The following is a 12,383-nucleotide window of genomic DNA, read 5'->3' as shown; positions in this document are numbered from 1 at the left end:
AACGCAAAAAAGCCGCCCGGTTGGGGCGGCTGATGTGCGCGATCTGGTATCGCAATTTGAGATGGTTGCGGGGGCTCGCAGCTACCGATACCGACATTCGCTACAGGTCGCTGTTTAGGGGCGCTATTTTCCATCACGAAGCCCCCGACTCGCCTTTGTGAAGCCCCGATCCGTTCCAATGAAACGCTCCAACATGGGCACGATCAGTCTCGCCGGCTCGATGGGTGAATGGCCGGATTCGGCAAGCAGCCGCCCATATTCGACCAGATCCCGGTGCAGGCTTGCCGGGAGATCCACCGTGACCTTCACCGGCTTGTCGTCGGCGATGGGTCCGAGTTTCAGCTTGGTCATGGCGTGGCTCCGTAGGGTTCGAGGACCAAGTCCCTTGTCACAATGACCCTGACCGGGAAACCCGGCCGGATGGTGAGCGTCGGGGCGATGTTGAGCTGGCGCTGGACGATCTGCCGGCCGGTCTGGCCGATGCTGTCGGAGGCGCCGTCGCGGATGGCGCTGACGAGACCGCTCTCATTGCTCGACGATCCGGTGTTGGCACCTATGCTGAGCAAGGTGGACAGCGCCGCCGCCTTGAACAGTTCGCCCCAGTGATAATCGACACCATCCTCAAGGCCCGCATAACCTTCGGCATCGGCGCCCGGCTGGCGCTCCAGCACGATGGAGCGGCCGTTCGGCATGATGAGGCGGTTCCAGACCAGCAGCACGCGGCGCTGACCGAAGCCGACGCCATTGTCGTACTGGCCGATCAGCCGCGTGCCCTGCGGGATCAGCAGGATCTTTCCCGTCGGGCTGTCGTAGATGTTTTCGGTGACCTGGGCGGTGATCTGGCCGGGCAGATCGGAGCGGATGCCGGTGATCAGCGCGGCCGCGATGACCGCGCCGGCCTGGACCACATTCACCGACGCTGGTGCGGCAACGCGATCAGGCGCGACGGTGCGTTTATCCGGCGTCTGGTTGAGGAAGGAGAGTTGGCGATCCTGGGCGGTGGGTGTCGCCGGTTGGGGACTAAGACCGAGGCTGGCGAGATCGGGCTGGGTCTGCGGTTTCGCGGTCGTGGTGGGTGCCGGTGCCTGCGCGGAGACATTGCGGGTCTCGGTCGCGGCGAACAGCCGGGCGGTACGGGCGGCTTCGGTTTCCTGAAGGCGGCGCTGCTCCTCCTGGGTCAGTCCGGAATTGGGCGTGGCGATCGTGGGCGTCGGCACCGGCTGGCCGCGGTTCTGGGCGCTGACGATGGGACGGCCGAGATCGCCGGGCAACGGGGCTCCGAGCTTCGGCACGCCCGCATAATCCTTCGGCAGGTTGTTGAGGCCGTCCGGCGTCGTGCGGTTGTCGGTCGAATAAAGCTCCTGCCCCTTGCCACCGTCCCGGGTCTGGAGCGCATAGATCAGCGCCCCGCCGATCCCGAGGCCGGCGACCACGCCGAGACCGGCGAGCACTTTGCGCGACAGGCGGGTGACGCGCGGCGGTTCAGCTCGAAGGCGCATCGGCGTGGCCGGCTCTCCGGTGAGCGGCCGGTCGCTGTCGTCCGGCTCCCGACCGGCTCTTGTTCCCGGATCGATCGCGCTCATGACGCCGGCCTTCCGTCGGTGCGAGTGACGCGCACGCGCTTCTGGTTCTTGTCCGACCCGAAGCGCAGTTCGGCGGCGGCGAACAGCCGATCGACGATCATGTAGTTGCCGCGCACCCGGTAGTTCACCAGTTCGGAGGTGTCGCCCTCGGGGCCGACGACGAACAGCGGCGGCATCTCGCCCTGGGAAATCCCCTTCGGGAATTCGATGAACACCTGTTTGCCGTCGTCGAAGGCGCGCAAGGGACGCCATGGTGCCGGATCGCCGGTGACCTCGTAGCGGAAGTTGACACTGGCGAGGTTGACGCCGGTCGCCACCGGTTGAACGGCTTCCGCCTGGCTGTTCTGCCGGCGCAGCGCGATGAGCTGATCCTGCGGATATTGCCAGGAGACCGAGGCCATGTAGGTCTTCTCGGTCGAGCGCAGCTCCATGTGATAGGTACGGGCATTGGTGTTGATCACAAGATTGGACATCAACTCCGGCCGGGTCGGCTTGACGAGGATATGCACCTGCTTCGTTGCGCCCGTGCCGCTTTCGGTGTCGCCGATGATCCAGCGCACGGTGTCGCCGGCGGCAACGGGACCGGAACCCACCAGCGTTTCGCCGGGCTGCAGGGCGATGTCGGTGATCTGCCCGGGCGCGGTATAGACTTGATAGAGCGCACCATCGACGAAGGGATAGATCTGGATGGCGTTGATGAAGCCGTTCCTGACCGGCTGCATCCGGGCACTGGCATTGGCCTCGTTGACACGCGCCGCCGGGTCCGCCAGTTCCGGCATCGGCTTTCCGTCCTTGCCCACAGGTTTCAACTGACCGGGCAGAGGCAGCACCTTGGGCAGTTCCACCACCCGGACAGGCGCGGGCGGATCGACCGTCTGCACAGCGGGCGCGACATCGTCATAGGAGATCTCGGGCGGCTTCTGCGCGGTGGCGCAGCCGGCGAGCGCCGACGTGCAAAGCAGCAAAGCTGCGAACGCGGCTTTACGACGAGCCGCCTTTCCGGTTCCGCACATTGGCGGCATGGCGTGAATACGGTTCGCCGGATGTCCGGCGGTCAGACGAGACGGCCGGATCATTGTCCAAGCTCCTTCGACCAGTTGATGGCGTTGACGTAGATGCCGAGCGGATTGGCGCGGAGCTTTTCCGGCTCGCGCGGCGGCTGCACGGCGATGGTGAGGATAGCGGTCCAGCGGGCGGTATCGGCGAGCGAACCGTCCTGATAGCGGCGCTCGGTCCATGCGACGCGAAAGCTCGACGGCGAGGCGCGGATGACGCTGGAGACGTCGACCGCGATCTGGATCTTGCCGACCTTGGCGAAGGGATCGTTGGCGCGGGCATAGTCGCCGAGCGCCAGGGCTCCGCTGGTCGTCGTGAAGTCATAGGCGCGCAGCCAGTTCTGCCGGACGATGATCGGATCGGCGGGGATCGAGCGGACCTGCTCGATGAAACGGGCGAGCTGCCAGGCGGTCTGGGGATCGGTCGGCTGGTAGTCGGCGGTGGCGGGCGCGACCGCCTGTGTCGCCCCGAGCTTGTCGACCTGCACCACCCAGGGCACGATCGAGCCGGAGGCGGATTGCCAGACGAGTGCGGCGGCCAATCCGGCCGACAGGGCAAGCGATCCGAAGGCCATCAGGCGCCAGTTCTTCGCCTGCACACGGGCCGAACCGATGCGCTCGTCCCAGGCTTGGGCGGCGCGTTGATAGGGTGTCTCGGGCTCGGGCGTCTTGCCGTAGTGGGTGGCGGGTCGTTTGAACATCAGCGGTCGCTTTCGGAGAGGTTGACGGAAGAGCCGCCGCCGTGGCTGTCGCCGGATTTGACGGCATGGGCGGCGGCCTGGATGCCGTGGGAGGCTTGTTGGCCGCGCTTCATGCGCTTGGCCCATGCGGGCGGACCGCTGCTGTCGGCAGAAGATGCGGAGGCCGACGAAGCGTCGGCGGCATTGTCCGGTGCGGCTTCGCCGGTGACGGCCCGCTCCCCGGCCTGAAAACCATCCTTCATCGACGCGGCGGCGCGCTTGAACGGGCTGGCGATGGCGGCACCCACTTTGGATGCGCCGGTGCTGGCGATACCCGAAGCGCCGCCGGCGCGATAGGCGGCGGTGGCCCCGCCCGCGAGCGTCGCACCACCTCGGGCGGCAGCGGCGACCCCTCCGGCGAGAGCGGCACCACCGGAAGCGACCGCGCCGATCGCAGCCCCTCCGGCCGCGACCATCCCGCCGGCGGCAAGACCTGTGCCGATGGCGGCACCGGCACCCAGTTGCGGACCACCGGAGACGAGGCCGCTGGCGATGCCGGGACCGAAGATGCCGAGGCCGAGCAGCGACAGGGCCGCCAGCACGATCGCCATGGCCTGGTCGATGGTCGGGGTCTCGCCGCCAAAGCCTGCGGTGAATTCGGAAAACAGCGTCGAGCCGATGCCGATGATGACGGCGAGCACCAGCACCTTGATGCCCGACGAGATGATGTTGCCGAGCACCCGTTCGGCCATGAAGGCGGATTTGCCGAACAGGCCGAAGGGGATCAGCACGAAGCCGGCGAGCGTCGTCAGCTTGAACTCGATGAGCGTCACGAAGAGCTGGATGGCGAGGATGAAGAAGGCGAGCATCACCAGGGCCCAGGCGAACAGCAGGCAGGCGATCTGAATGAAATTCTCGAAGAAGGCGACGAAGCCCATCAGGTCGGAGATCGATTCGATCAGCGGCCGCGCCGCATCGAAGCCGGTCTGCGCCACCTTGCCGGGACGCAACAGATCGGTGGTGGTGAAGCCGGTCCCCGACGCCTTCAGCCCGAGGCCGGCGAAACTTTCGAAGACGATGCGGGCGAGCGTGTTCCAGTTGCCGATGATGTAGGCGAAGACACCGACGAACAGGGTCTTCTTGACGAGGCGGGCGATGATGTCGTCGTCCGCGCCCCACGACCAGAAGAGTGCCGCCAGCGTCACGTCGATGACGATCAGCGTCGTGGCGATGAAGGCGACCTCGCCCGACAGCAGCCCGAAACCGCTGTCGATGTAGCGAGTGAAGACCTCCAGGAAATGATCGATGACCCCGGTGTCCCCCATGATCAGCGCGCCTCAACGGTGTTTGGCCCATCCGAGGGCTCGGTGGTGGGCTCTTTGGTCGCCCCCACGTTCGGTGCCGACGGCGCGCCGGGCGCCGGCGTCTCATTGGCGGCTTGGCCGAGGAAGCGAAGACGGCTTTCGGCCCAGGCGTTGAGGCAGGCCGGATCGCTACGCCCGGCTTCCCCGATGCGTTGGCAGCGCCTGAGTTCAGTGCGCAGTGGATCGGACGGGGTCGTGGCCGCAAGGCCCGGGCCGTGATAGGCCGGTGGCGCATCCTTGCGGGTCAGCTCGATCACCGTCGCGGTGACGGCGGTGCCGACGAAGACGACGGCGGCGATCCGGGCGAGCATCTTGCCGTCCATGGCGCGTGTCCCCTCGCTCAATTGCCGTAGAACATCTTGGCCGAACCGGCCTGATAGCCGGTGCCCGGCGTGAGAAACCGGCGGCGCTGCTCGCGGCCCTGATCGGCGGCGGCGGCGTGTTCGGCGTCGGTGAGTGCCTGCGCGCGGCCATTGGCGGCGAGGACGGCGGTGAGGTCGGCGAGTTGCTGGGCCTGAAGGGCGAGAAGTTGGTTGCCTGCCTGCGTCGCCTGAAGCGCGCCGGTCGCCGCCTGGCTCTCCCCCACCAGCGCCGACATCTGACTGCGGTTGGTGTCGAGATTGCCGACGACGGTGGCCTGCACGCGCATGGCGTCCTGCAAGCCGGCGATCGAGTTCTGCCACCGGGTTTTGGCATTGGCGATCAGCGTGGCGCTGCTCGTCGAGGTCGAGGCCGTGCCGTAGGTCGTGTTGAACGCCTGATCGATCTTCTGGACGTCATAGGCGATGTTCTGCGCCTGGGCGAGGAGCGCCTGCGTCCTGGCGATCGACTGCTGGAGCTGTTGAAGCGAGGAGTACGGCAGGTTCGCGAGATTGCGGGCCTGGTTGATCAGCATCTGCGCTTCGTTCTGGAGCGAGGTGATCTGGTTGGTGATCTGCTCCAGCGCACGCGCCGCCTGGAGGACATTCTGCACATAGTTGGTCGGGTCGAAGACGATGATGGCGTGCGCCGGTGCGACGATCAGGGGCGATGTCGCAAGGGGAACGGACAGGATGGATGCGGCAAACAAGCCGCCGAACGAACGGCGACGGCAACGACGAAGCGTCATGGCAAGGTCTCCACTGTGGTGAGGTTGGGAATGAGGTCGGTGGCCCAGGCGAGACCGCGATGGCGCAACCACGGACCCAGAAAGCCGGCCCGGCCGTGCTCGGCGACGACCGCCGCAATGGCGGTCTGATCGGTCTTCGACGAGGCGGCGCAGAGCGCCAGCGCCACGTCGCTGAGGCCCAGCTCGAACAGCCGGTTGCCACGCCGCGACTGGCAGTAGTAGTCGCGTTTCGGGACGGCACGGGCGAGGATCTCGATCTGGCGATCGTTGAGACCGAAACGGCGATAGATGGCGGTGATCTGCGGCTCGATCGCCCGTTCGTTGGGGAGCAACAACCGGGTCGGGCAGCTCTCGATGATGGCCGGCGCGATTGCGCTGCCATCGATGTCGCTGAGCGACTGGGTGGCGAAGATGACGGAGGCGTTCTTCTTCCTGAGCGTCTTCAGCCATTCGCGAAGCTGGCCGGCAAACCCCTCGTCGTCGAGCGCCAGCCAGCCTTCGTCGATGATGATGAGGGTCGGCGATCCGTCGAGCCGATCCTCGATGCGGTGGAACAGATAGGCGAGAACGGCGGGAGCCGCTTCGGTGCCGATCAGCCCCTCGGTCTCGAACGCCTGGACCGATGCGGAGCCGAGATGTTCTGCTTCCGCGTCAAGGAGTCGACCGTGCGCGCCGCCGACGCAGTAAGGCCGCAGCGCCTGCTTGAGGTCGTTGGACTGCAAGAGGACGCAGAGGCCGGTGATGGTGCGTTCGACCAAGGGTGCGGACGCCAACGAGGTGAGCGCTGTCCAGATGTATTCCTTGACCTCCGGGGTGATGGCAACGCCTTCGCGGGTCAGAATCGCGACAATCCAGTCGGCCGACCAGGCGCGCTCGGGCACGTCATGGATACGGGCGAGCGGCTGGAGACTAACGCTATCTTCCGCTCCATCCGACAGACCGCCGCCGAGATCGTGCCAGTCGCCGCCCATGGCGAGCGCCGCGGCGCGGATCGAGCCGCCAAAATCGAAGGCAAAGACCTGGGCGCAGGCATAACGTCGGAACTGAAGCGCCATCAGCGCCAGCAGAACCGACTTGCCGGCACCGGTTGGGCCGACGACGAGCGTATGGCCGACATCGCCGACGTGCAGGGAAAACCGGAACGGTGTCGAGCCCTCGGTCTTGCCATAGAGCAGTGGCGGCGCTGCAAAATGGGTGTCGCGCACCTCGCCGGCCCAGACCGCCGACAACGGGATCATATGGGCGAGATTGAGCGTGGAAATCGGCGGTTGGCGGACATTGGCGTAGACATGGCCGGGCAGCGAGCCGAGCCAGGCGTCTACCGCGTTGATCGTCTCTGGCATCGCGGTGAAATCGCGACCCTGGATGACCTTCTCGACGAGACGCAGCTTTTCTGCTGCGATGCGTGGGTCATCGTCCCACACCGTCACCGTCGCGGTGACATAGGCCATGCCGGCATAGTCGGCGCCGAGTTCCTGCAAGGCCAGATCGGCATCGGCCGCCTTGTTGGCGGCATCGGTATCGACCAGAACCGAGGCCTCGTTGGTCATCACCTCTTTGAGGATGGCGGCGATCGATTTGCGCTTGGCGAACCATTGCCGACGGATCTTCGTCAGCAGCTTCGTTGCATCTGTCTTGTCAAGCAGGATGGCGCGGGTGGACCACCGATAGGGAAAGGCCAGCCGGTTCAGCTCGTCCAGGATCCCCGGCGTCGTCATGGTCGGAAACCCGGTAATGGTCAGCACACGCAGATGCTGATCACCGAGACGGGGTTCGAGGCCACCGGTCAGCGGCTGATCGGCGACGAGCGCGTCGAGATACATCGGCGTCTCGGGCACACGGATGCGGTGGCGTTTGGTCGAGGCGCAGGCATGGAGATAGGTCAGCGTCTCCCCGTCATCGAGCCAGAGACATTCGGGCATGAAACCGTCGAGCAGCGCCAGGATACGGTCGGTGCGATCGACGAAGCCGCGCAGAGCCTCGTGGACATCGACGCCGGATCGATCGCGCCCCTCATAGAGCCAGCCTTCGGCGCGCGCGGCATCCTCTGCGGGTGGCAGAAAGGCGAAGGTCATGAAGTAGCTGGATTCGTAGTGTGCACCCGCTTCCTCGAAATCCGCTTTGCGTTCGGCATCGACCAGCGCCGAGGCGGCATCGGGAAACAGGCTTTCGGGATAACGCTGCGCCGACAGACGCATGGCTTCGACGAAGATCGCCCAACCCGATCCCAGGCGGCGCAACGCATTGTTGAGGCGACCTGCGACGGCGACCAGCTCGGCCGGCACTGCCGAATCGAGATCGGGACCACGAAACCGCGCGGTGCGCTGGAAGCTGCCATCCTTGTTGAGGACGACGCCGGAGCCGACCAGCGCGGCCCAGGGCAGGAAATCGGCGAGACGCGTGTTGCGGTTGCGATACTCGGTGAGGTTCATCATGAGATCGGCCCCCTCAGACGCCAAGAAAAGCCGGGATGCGCAGATGTCGGCGCACCACATCGACGAACATCGGATCGCGTTTGGCCGCCCACACCGCAGCAAGATGACCGACCGCCCAGATCGCGAGACCGACCAGCCAAAGGCGCAAGCCCAGGCCGAGCGCCGCCGCGAGTGTGCCGTTGAGGATGGCGAGGCCACGCGGTGCGCCGCCGAGCAGGATGTGCTCGGTCAGCGCCCGGTGAACCGGCACCGACATTCCCGGCACCTCGCGGGACGGATCAACCCGGCCAGACATCAGACCAGCGCTCCGCCGCTGAACGAGAAGAACGACAGGAAGAACGAGCTGGCCGCGAAGGCGATGGAGAGGCCGAAGACAATCTGGATCAGCCGGCGAAAGCCGCCGGAGGAGTCACCGAAGGCCAGCGCCAGGCCCGTCGAAATGATGACGATCACCGCGATGATCTTGGCGACGGGGCCTTCGATCGATTCCAGAATCGATTGCAGCGGAGTCTCCCAGGGCATGGACGAGCCGGAGGCACGAGCGGCGGGCACCATGATCACGCTGATGACGGCGATGGATGCCGCCAGGGTCAGATGGCGGCGGACCTGATGAAGGGAACGGATCATGGGTGATCTCCTGTGGGGATGGGATTGAGACGGGTGGGTAAATCGGCGACGCCATTCGCGGCCGGCATGACGCGGTAGTCGCCATCCGGGCCAAGGCCCTCGACGCGGGCGAGTTCGACGAGGCGACGCTGCAATCCGCGCCCGGCGAGCACGGCGACGAGATCGATGGTCTCGGCGATCAGGGCGCGCGGTACGGTGACGACGGCTTCCTGGATGAGCTGCTCCAGACGGCGCAGGCTCCCGATGGCGCTGCCGGCATGGATGGTGCCGACGCCGCCGGGGTGTCCCGTGCCCCACGCCTTGAGGAGATCGAGCGCTTCCGGGCCGCGCACCTCGCCAACCGGGATGCGATCGGGGCGCAGGCGCAAGCTGGAGCGAACGAGATCGGACAACGAAGCGACGCCATCCTTTGTGCGCATGGCGACAAGATTGGGCGCGGCGCATTGCAGTTCGCGCGTATCCTCGATGATGACGACGCGGTCAGTGGTCTTTGCCACTTCGGCCAGCAGCGCGTTTGTCAGCGTCGTCTTGCCGGTCGAGGTGCCGCCGGCGACGAGAATGTTGGCGCGCGATGCCACGGCCAAACGCAGTGCCTCGGCCTGTCCCGCCGTCATGATGCCGGCTGCGACGTAATCGTCGAGCGTGAACACTGCGACGGCGGGTTTGCGGATGGCGAAGGCAGGTGCTGCGACCACCGGCGGCAGCAATCCCTCGAACCGCTCGCCAGTCTCCGGCAGTTCGGCGGAAACGCGAGGGCATCCGGAATGGACCTCGGCACCGACATGATGAGCGACCAAGCGCACGATGCGCTCGCCATCGGCGGGTGCCATTCGCTCACCTGTATCGGACAATCCTTCCGACAGCCGGTCGATCCAGATGCGACCATCCGGGTTCAGCATCACCTCGACGATCGCCGGGTCTTCCAGAAACCGGGCAATGGCGGGACCGAGCGCGGTCCGCAGCATCCGCGCGCCGCGCGCCGTGCTCTCCGAATTCTGGTACGATACCGCCATCTGATCCCCGATCTTGCCGGGGACGACACAGACGCTCCCTGGACGGGGATGATTAAAAGAGCCGTAAGTTGGGCCGATTCAACAAGTATCTATCTGCGTACGGCCATAGCGAAGAAAAGGCGGCAATCGGCGGAGTGTGTTGTATTCCGCGTGCTGTGCCGAGATTACGATGCAGCTTCCGATTCGACCGTCGATGATTTAATTCTGAAGCACTCGCAAGATATACTGGAGACTCTTTTTAAAAAGGGGGCGGACAGTGGCTATCGAACTGATCGTGCATCCGGGCGTTGACAGCGCCTTCCTGGCTTGGCGCGTGCCCTTCATCAACGATTGCCGGGGGTTCGCGCTGCGACGCAAGGTCAGACGCGCCGCAGGCAGCGCGCCCAGCCCGAATGCGACCGGCGTCGCAGATGCCGACGGGTTCGTCGAGGAAATCGTTGCAAGCTGGGTGGGCTTTGCAGACGGCCCGGACGTGCCGGAAGGCACGCGCAAGCCGACGACGGAATGGCCAATCCAAAAGTATCTCTGGTCGGACTTCGCAGTCAGTCCGGGTGATGAGGTCGCCTATCGCGTCGTGCCGATGCTCGGCCCCGAAGCGGCGATGCAGGAAGCCGTCGATCAAGGCTCGGACTGGAGCAAGCCTGTGGCGATCGGTGCTGAAACCGATGGGCGGGCGAGTTGCTTCTTCAATCGCGGCATCGTGGCCAGCCAGTGGCTGACACGACTGCTGCCTAACGAGAACCCATCGACGGCATTGAGAAAGGAGATCGCCGATCCTAAGAGCCGTATTCGCGGCTTTCTCGCCGGTCCGATCCGCGACAAGCTCATCGCGCTGCTGACAGACGCGGCCGCAGCCAAGGCACACGTCTATGCCGCTCTGTTCGAGCTGGACGATCCCGAACTGATCCCATTGCTCAAAGCGCTCAAGAAGCGCGCCCATATCGTGCTCGGCAATGGCGCGGTGAAAAAGAAGGGCGAGGACGAGAATGACGACGCACGCACCGCACTCAGCGGCTGCGACGTGCGCAACCGCATGACCGCGCCCCGCGCGCTCGCGCACAACAAGTTTCTGGTGATCTGCGACGCCGACAAGAAGCCGCAAGCCGTATGGACTGGCAGCACCAACTGGACCAAGACAGGTCTATGCACCCAGGCGAACAACGCGGTGTTGATCGAAAATTCCTCGCTGGCGCAGTTCTACCTCGATCAGTGGAAAGCGTTGGCGGACGCCGGCGACGCCACACCGGACACGCTATACGAAAGCAACGGTACACCACGAAAGAGCGCCAAGCCCAAAGGCACGACACTCTGGTTCACGCCCATGCGCGGCGGCGCCGATCTCGACCAGGCCGGTGCGCTGATCGCGGCGGCCCAGCACGGCATCCTGTTCCTGATGTTCAATCCTGGGCCGCGCGGCACGCTGCTCAACGACATCATCGAGCTGGCATCGCCGGGAAGCCCGAACTTCAAACCCGACCTCTACATCCAGGGCGTGGTCAACCAGAACCCCGGCACGGAGAAGAACCCGGTCGTGCTGTTCAATCGCGGCGATCGTATCGATGCAAACGCCGATGTGCTCCTGCCTGCGGCGATTCCCGGCCCGCTCAAATACTGGAAGAAAGAGATGGTTCGGCTTCCCCAGACCTTCGCCATGGTCCATAGCAAGGTCATCGTGATCGACCCCTATGGCGACAAACCGGTAGTGATGACCGGCTCGCACAACATGGGGCCGAAGGCGAGCGGCGTTAATGACGAAAATCTTCTTGTCATCGAAGGTAACGGTGGGTTGGCCAGCCAATATGCCGGCAAGATCATGGAAATCCATGCGCAGTATCGCTGGCGGCAATCCGTTCAGAAAGAGGACGGCAAGCCTCGTTGGACCGGCCTCGCCGATGACGACAAATGGCAGATCGTCGATGCCACGAAATCCTACGACAAGCGTCGCCTGCGCGAACTGGATTTCTGGTTCGGAGCGGACACGGCTGGCTGACCTATAGAGAAAATGCCTTCTGTCGCTCCCCTTGGATCGCAATCATTGTCATGGATTGTCGGCAGTTGGTTCCGCCCTCCCATCGCGCCGCACATCCACGTCCCGCGACAGTTCCTTCAGAAACCGATCGCCTGTCGCAAGCCTTCGCCCGAGCGATTGCAGGAATCCGTCGAACCGCTCCGCGCCCTTGGCGCGCGCCGACGCCTGGGCACTGTCGGGCAGCGGCGGGGTCACGGTCAGCCAGAAGCGGATGAACAGCGAGAGCGTTTCGCCGAGGATGGCAAGATCCTCGTCCATCCCATCGACCTTTCGGCCGAGCTTGTCCATGCGCCGCGCGAACACCGCCTCCAACCGCTCCGAGGCATCGGCCGACAGAAAGGACGCGACGGCCGCCTCGATCACAGCCGATTTGGAGACGTTGCGGCGCAGCGCTAGCGCCTCGACCTTCTTCAACAGCTCCGGCTCGAAATAGAGTAAGCGTCGTCCTCAGGCCACGTTACTGAGGGTGGGCTTGGTGGGATAGGCCCA

13 protein-coding genes are annotated in these 12,383 nt (G+C 65.1%); 1 reads left to right on the top strand and 12 read right to left on the bottom strand.

Annotated features, from left to right (window positions below; translation table 11 throughout):
• Window positions 1-123: 123 nt before the first annotated feature.
• The 11 genes from KHC27_RS05780 to trbB are packed head-to-tail and all read right to left on the bottom strand — an operon-like array spanning window position 124 to window position 9,865.
• Window positions 124-351 carry a DUF2274 domain-containing protein gene (locus KHC27_RS05780; RefSeq protein WP_213336146.1) on the bottom strand — a complete coding sequence of 76 codons (228 nt, stop codon included), beginning with the start codon at window positions 349-351 and terminating at the stop codon, window positions 124-126.
• Entirely contained in the window at window positions 348-1,583 is a 1,236-nt protein-coding gene (locus KHC27_RS05775; protein ID WP_213336144.1) for a TraB/TrbI/VirB10 family type IV secretion system protein, read from the bottom strand. Before KHC27_RS05775 ends, KHC27_RS05780 begins: the two co-directional genes overlap by 4 nt.
• Window positions 1,580-2,659 carry a P-type conjugative transfer protein TrbG gene (gene trbG / locus KHC27_RS05770; RefSeq protein ID WP_213336142.1) on the bottom strand — a complete coding sequence of 360 codons (1,080 nt, stop codon included), beginning with the start codon at window positions 2,657-2,659 and terminating at the stop codon, window positions 1,580-1,582. The genes KHC27_RS05775 and trbG overlap by 4 nt, the downstream gene beginning before the upstream one ends.
• Window positions 2,656-3,339 (bottom strand): conjugal transfer protein TrbF, encoded by a 684-nt coding sequence (gene trbF / locus KHC27_RS05765; protein ID WP_213336140.1) that lies wholly within the window; start codon window positions 3,337-3,339, stop codon window positions 2,656-2,658. The genes trbG and trbF overlap by 4 nt, the downstream gene beginning before the upstream one ends.
• Window positions 3,339-4,643, bottom strand: coding sequence for a P-type conjugative transfer protein TrbL (gene trbL, locus KHC27_RS05760; protein WP_213336138.1), 1,305 nt, complete (start codon window positions 4,641-4,643; stop codon window positions 3,339-3,341). The genes trbF and trbL overlap by 1 nt, the downstream gene beginning before the upstream one ends.
• Window positions 4,644-4,645: 2 nt before the next feature.
• Window positions 4,646-5,005 (bottom strand): putative entry exclusion protein TrbK-alt, encoded by a 360-nt coding sequence (gene trbK-alt, locus KHC27_RS05755; RefSeq protein WP_213336136.1) that lies wholly within the window; start codon window positions 5,003-5,005, stop codon window positions 4,646-4,648.
• Between the two features lie 17 nt (window positions 5,006-5,022).
• Window positions 5,023-5,790 carry a P-type conjugative transfer protein TrbJ gene (trbJ, locus tag KHC27_RS05750; RefSeq protein WP_213336134.1) on the bottom strand — a complete coding sequence of 256 codons (768 nt, stop codon included), beginning with the start codon at window positions 5,788-5,790 and terminating at the stop codon, window positions 5,023-5,025.
• A complete protein-coding gene (gene trbE / locus KHC27_RS05745) occupies window positions 5,787-8,225 on the bottom strand; it encodes a conjugal transfer protein TrbE (protein ID WP_213336132.1) in 2,439 nt (812 codons plus the stop codon). The genes trbJ and trbE overlap by 4 nt, the downstream gene beginning before the upstream one ends.
• A gap of 13 nt (window positions 8,226-8,238) precedes the next feature.
• A complete protein-coding gene (locus KHC27_RS05740) occupies window positions 8,239-8,481 on the bottom strand; it encodes a VirB3 family type IV secretion system protein (protein ID WP_425514859.1) in 243 nt (80 codons plus the stop codon).
• A 38-nt stretch (window positions 8,482-8,519) separates the two neighbouring features.
• On the bottom strand, window positions 8,520-8,852 hold the full coding sequence (locus tag KHC27_RS05735; protein WP_213336127.1) for a TrbC/VirB2 family type IV secretion system protein: 333 nt from the start codon (window positions 8,850-8,852) through the stop codon (window positions 8,520-8,522).
• Entirely contained in the window at window positions 8,849-9,865 is a 1,017-nt protein-coding gene (gene trbB / locus KHC27_RS05730; protein ID WP_246519682.1) for a P-type conjugative transfer ATPase TrbB, read from the bottom strand. The genes KHC27_RS05735 and trbB overlap by 4 nt, the downstream gene beginning before the upstream one ends.
• A 256-nt stretch (window positions 9,866-10,121) precedes the next feature.
• Between trbB and KHC27_RS05725 the strand changes: the two genes are divergently transcribed.
• Window positions 10,122-11,855, top strand: coding sequence for a phospholipase D-like domain-containing protein (locus KHC27_RS05725; RefSeq protein WP_213336125.1), 1,734 nt, complete (start codon window positions 10,122-10,124; stop codon window positions 11,853-11,855).
• 48 nt (window positions 11,856-11,903) lie between these two features.
• Here the strand turns inward: KHC27_RS05725 and KHC27_RS05720 are convergent, their stop codons facing one another.
• On the bottom strand, window positions 11,904-12,308 hold the full coding sequence (locus KHC27_RS05720) for a CopG family transcriptional regulator (RefSeq protein ID WP_246519681.1): 405 nt from the start codon (window positions 12,306-12,308) through the stop codon (window positions 11,904-11,906).
• Window positions 12,309-12,383: the final 75 nt, after the last annotated feature.

The sequence above is a fragment of the Ancylobacter lacus genome, assembly GCF_018390635.1.
GTDB classification, from domain to species: Bacteria; Pseudomonadota; Alphaproteobacteria; order Rhizobiales; family Xanthobacteraceae; genus Ancylobacter; species Ancylobacter lacus.
The sequence above is the reverse complement of the archived record's forward strand: the minus strand, read 5'-3'. Positions and strand labels throughout refer to the sequence as shown.

What these genes read in the sequence shown, in the direction of transcription:
- KHC27_RS05775 (WP_213336144.1), bottom strand. Translation starts at nt 1,583, where the DNA reads ATGAGCGCGATCGATCCGGGAACAAGAGCCGGTCGGGAGCCGGACGAC.
- trbL (WP_213336138.1), bottom strand. Translation starts at nt 4,643, where the DNA reads ATGGGGGACACCGGGGTCATCGATCATTTCCTGGAGGTCTTCACTCGC.
- trbB (WP_246519682.1), bottom strand. Translation starts at nt 9,865, where the DNA reads ATGGCGGTATCGTACCAGAATTCGGAGAGCACGGCGCGCGGCGCGCGG.
- KHC27_RS05780 (WP_213336146.1), bottom strand. Translation starts at nt 351, where the DNA reads ATGACCAAGCTGAAACTCGGACCCATCGCCGACGACAAGCCGGTGAAG.
- KHC27_RS05735 (WP_213336127.1), bottom strand. Translation starts at nt 8,852, where the DNA reads ATGATCCGTTCCCTTCATCAGGTCCGCCGCCATCTGACCCTGGCGGCA.
- trbK-alt (WP_213336136.1), bottom strand. Translation starts at nt 5,005, where the DNA reads ATGGACGGCAAGATGCTCGCCCGGATCGCCGCCGTCGTCTTCGTCGGC.
- trbJ (WP_213336134.1), bottom strand. Translation starts at nt 5,790, where the DNA reads ATGACGCTTCGTCGTTGCCGTCGCCGTTCGTTCGGCGGCTTGTTTGCC.
- trbE (WP_213336132.1), bottom strand. Translation starts at nt 8,225, where the DNA reads ATGATGAACCTCACCGAGTATCGCAACCGCAACACGCGTCTCGCCGAT.
- KHC27_RS05740 (WP_425514859.1), bottom strand. Translation starts at nt 8,481, where the DNA reads ATGTCGGTGCCGGTTCACCGGGCGCTGACCGAGCACATCCTGCTCGGC.
- trbF (WP_213336140.1), bottom strand. Translation starts at nt 3,339, where the DNA reads ATGTTCAAACGACCCGCCACCCACTACGGCAAGACGCCCGAGCCCGAG.
- trbG (WP_213336142.1), bottom strand. Translation starts at nt 2,659, where the DNA reads ATGATCCGGCCGTCTCGTCTGACCGCCGGACATCCGGCGAACCGTATT.